This window comes from Alkalibacterium indicireducens (assembly GCF_039522005.1).
Lineage (GTDB): Bacteria > Bacillota > Bacilli > Lactobacillales > Carnobacteriaceae_A > Alkalibacterium > Alkalibacterium indicireducens.
In genome coordinates this window covers 1-3,287 of sequence record NZ_BAAADA010000178.1, presented here as the reverse complement: position 1 = coordinate 3,287, position 3,287 = coordinate 1, and the positions used below count along the sequence as shown (strand labels likewise).

4 protein-coding genes are annotated in these 3,287 nt (G+C 39.8%); 1 reads left to right on the top strand and 3 read right to left on the bottom strand.

What is annotated here, in order from left to right:
• Window positions 1-195: 195 nt before the first annotated feature.
• The 3 genes from ABFX15_RS09775 to ABFX15_RS09765 are packed head-to-tail and all read right to left on the bottom strand — an operon-like array spanning window position 196 to window position 1,842.
• Window positions 196-375 carry a hypothetical protein gene (locus ABFX15_RS09775; protein WP_346025235.1) on the bottom strand — a complete coding sequence of 60 codons (180 nt, stop codon included), beginning with the start codon at window positions 373-375 and terminating at the stop codon, window positions 196-198.
• A gap of 57 nt (window positions 376-432) precedes the next feature.
• A complete protein-coding gene (locus tag ABFX15_RS09770) occupies window positions 433-1,284 on the bottom strand; it encodes an N-acetylmuramoyl-L-alanine amidase family protein (RefSeq protein WP_346025234.1) in 852 nt (283 codons plus the stop codon).
• Window positions 1,285-1,302: 18 nt separating this feature from the next.
• Window positions 1,303-1,842 carry a sigma-70 family RNA polymerase sigma factor gene (locus ABFX15_RS09765; protein ID WP_346025233.1) on the bottom strand — a complete coding sequence of 180 codons (540 nt, stop codon included), beginning with the start codon at window positions 1,840-1,842 and terminating at the stop codon, window positions 1,303-1,305.
• Between the two features lie 379 nt (window positions 1,843-2,221).
• Between ABFX15_RS09765 and ABFX15_RS09760 the strand changes: the two genes are divergently transcribed.
• Window positions 2,222-3,064, top strand: a complete 843-nt coding sequence (locus ABFX15_RS09760; RefSeq protein ID WP_346025232.1) for a competence protein ComK — start codon at window positions 2,222-2,224, stop codon at window positions 3,062-3,064.
• The last annotated feature ends 223 nt before the right edge of the window (window positions 3,065-3,287 follow it).

Below are 3,287 nucleotides of genomic sequence, written 5' to 3'. Positions count from 1 at the left end.
TAAGTTCAATATTCTAACTGATCTTTACGGTAAAAGGATAGAACGTCGTTCTTAGGGGTGCGAAACTTGAGTTTTTACTATTTCAAAAATAGGCTGACAAACAGGCATCGGCAGGACTTCTTCACTCCCTGATGCCTGTTATAGTCACTTTCCTTTATTCAAATCATAAGCTAGTTAATTTCCAGTTTCAGATTCCTAAGACTGACTGTGCTCTTCTTTATCCAACTGATCTTTTTTCGGGATTACCTTTTTATGTGCTCCATAGTTGAACAGGAGGATCACTGCATTCAACAGCAACCATATGATAACGAATGGCAGCTTGATCCACTCCCTTGAAGTAGCCTCTTGCTTACTTTTATTATGATCCTTATTCATGGAGACCGTCTCTTCTCAGTTTGATAATAGTTATCTTCTCTACGTTAGCCTTAATGCTCACACTATTCGGACAAATTTCGGGCTGGCAGTTACATAAAACACTTGCCCTCTGGCATTTCTCACTTTATACTGCTCACCTGATCCGACTTTCAGCTTGTCCAGGATTTCAGTAAACATCTGTCCTTTTTTCATGAATCCAAATACATCATCGTCAGACCAGCTGGGCTTGTTGTAGAAACGAAGTTCACCGTTGTGAATACTCTCCAAACGAAACCCTTTAAAACCCGGGAGCGATTTAGCTTTGTCATTAGCTGGATAATCTGGCAAATGATGTGCAGTCTTTTTTGTAGGAGGCTGATATCGGACGCCCACTTTTTTACAGATACATTCGACAACTGCTTCTGCAGCCGATATAAAATTATTTTGCTCCAAATAGTAATGATGATCGACCTGGTTATCGATGAATCCGTATTCTACAATAACTGTTTCCGTATTTCCAGTCAACCGGTGCATATAATAATAATCGACACCTTTTCGAATTTCTCTAGTGAATACCCGCCTCAATGGCAGACCAGTGGTGTGAGCTAATTTTTCAGCCAATGCTCTGGCAAAATCAGCTTTGGCATGAATCGAATGAATCGTCTCGACCCCACGTGCCTGACTATTGAAAGCGTTCCAGTGATTAGATACGCATAAATCATACTGATTCCTGATCCTAGCTATACGCTGCGTCGGATTCAGGGATACATCTGACTGACGGGTCAGGGCGACGTCTACCCCGCACTCCTTCAAGCGTCGATACTGATACAGACTGATGGAAAGTGTCCAGTCTTTTTCATTTACTCCAAATCCCTTCGCCCCCGGATCGGTTCCCCCATGTCCTGCATCAATGATTACTGTTTTACTCATGTCTCTTCCTTCTCTCTATTAGTTTATCAGTACTGCTTTAAAGTGACTCAGTTTTAGTGCCGTTCGATTTTTCCACTGGTAGACCGTTTTGCGGCTGACCTTATGCTTTCTCGCTATATCGGTCACGGAGAGCTTGTTCAGGACAGTCTCATTCAAATAGATCTGTTCATTCGGTGCCAGACAATCCAGCATAGAAGGAAAGAGCTGCCAGACGATCCAGTCTTCATTTTTGTCCCTGGACGACTCTGCTTCATCGTCAAAAAATTCTGAAACAGTCTCCTCCCGCTCTTTTTTCAGCTGATATTTTCTCAACTCATCTATAACCGCCCATTTGATTTTTTGAAAGGCAAAACCTGTGAACTGATAAAAATATTCCTCTTCACATAAATCCTCTGGAAATTGCTCGTACACTTTAACGAGTGTCAGTAAACCTATCTGAACCAGATCATCATAATTCTGATTTGATCTTAAAACTCCACACTTTTTCAATGCTCCATGAACCAAACTGGTATGAACAAAGAAAAAGTCATCTGCCATTTCTTCTCTCAATGTCCTCATCGATTTTCCTTTATTACGAGAATTCTCTAGTTTTATTTGTACCAGGCCTTGTACAACCCCTACTTTATAGGTAGAGCTATTCTCATTCAAAGGACTGAAACCTGTAGTCTGACTCCCGATTAATAAAATTATTATTATTCCAGTCTAAAGACTTTCATAATCAAGGTGAATCAGTTTAAATCCTCATCACATTCTTAACTAAATTTTCTGATTTCAACTGACATAAAAGGAGATAGACAGACAGGATTAAATTAATCTAATGGAAAAAATATAATTAATATCTACCGAATATAACCAGCTTATGCTATAATCAATGTGAATTTATGAACTTTAACAAAAATAATGATAGCGCTTTAATCAGTGCCGAAGGGAACGGTTCATGGATAAACTTTATAAAAAGTACGTCAGGCAGCTGGAAGATTATGTTTTAAAAGAACGGGCAAGTCAGTACCTCTTCACGAGTAATAAGGTAGACAGAGGTAGAACTTATTTTGATCATCTCAAAATAGACGCTTCTCAAATCATGAATTATCTGGATGTTTCACTTGAACAGAAGTATATTTCTATAGACCGGACATGCTTTTATATCTGTGATTTGTCCAATGAAGAACGAACACCCTATAACACGATTGTCTTTAATCTCTATGGGTCACCTCTCAAGTCCGTTGAAACGACAACTCAGATAATAAACCGGTCGTTCAATGCCATGAACATAAACTATGAAATGATTAAACAATTAGGCAAAGCTTTTGGCATTAATCAGAAATGTCCCTATGTCTTAGGTCCCATGTGTTTCGCTCCGGACAAAGGAACGAAGCACAATCACGCCAACTGGATCGGAATCCACAATGTTCGGGATATCCATAGCCATGACAAACAGACCTTACTTAGTATAAAAAATGAACACGAGCTATTGATTGATCTAGATGTAAAAAAGACGGATAAGATGGTGACTAATGGACATATTATTTACCAGGCTCAGGAGGCTATGGTCAAAGGGTGGCAGGCCTTATACCAAGATGAGAACGATGATTACCAGACCTGGAACATTTTAAAGAAACGCTCGCTACAGCACACCTTTTCTCAAAAAATACCAACCCTGTTCTCCTGTCTGATGTTCTTTTCCTATTTTCAGGCTCTGGAGATGCTTCGCACAGTTCTTAAAGAAGGCGATCCATTGCTCGATGACGTTATGAAAGAGTATCCTAAGTTTATGCTGTGAAAAACAGAACAGCTTATCCTCTGTTAATGAAGGATAAGCTGTTTTATTCTCCGGTGCTTGAAACTTGAACGTGCCGCCATTATCCAGTATAGTTTAACGTAATTCCGGAAGAAGTCTCCCACTTCTAAGCGTATGGGTGCGAAGCACCAGTGAAAGTGGGAGATGAATTTCGGTCAAGCGATAGCTTGAAGTGGTTAATCTGTCCTTTTTGTTGTATACTATA

What these genes read in the sequence shown, in the direction of transcription:
- ABFX15_RS09775 (WP_346025235.1), bottom strand. Translation starts at nt 375, where the DNA reads ATGAATAAGGATCATAATAAAAGTAAGCAAGAGGCTACTTCAAGGGAG.
- ABFX15_RS09770 (WP_346025234.1), bottom strand. Translation starts at nt 1,284, where the DNA reads ATGAGTAAAACAGTAATCATTGATGCAGGACATGGGGGAACCGATCCG.
- ABFX15_RS09765 (WP_346025233.1), bottom strand. Translation starts at nt 1,842, where the DNA reads ATGAGGACATTGAGAGAAGAAATGGCAGATGACTTTTTCTTTGTTCAT.
- ABFX15_RS09760 (WP_346025232.1), top strand. Translation starts at nt 2,222, where the DNA reads ATGGATAAACTTTATAAAAAGTACGTCAGGCAGCTGGAAGATTATGTT.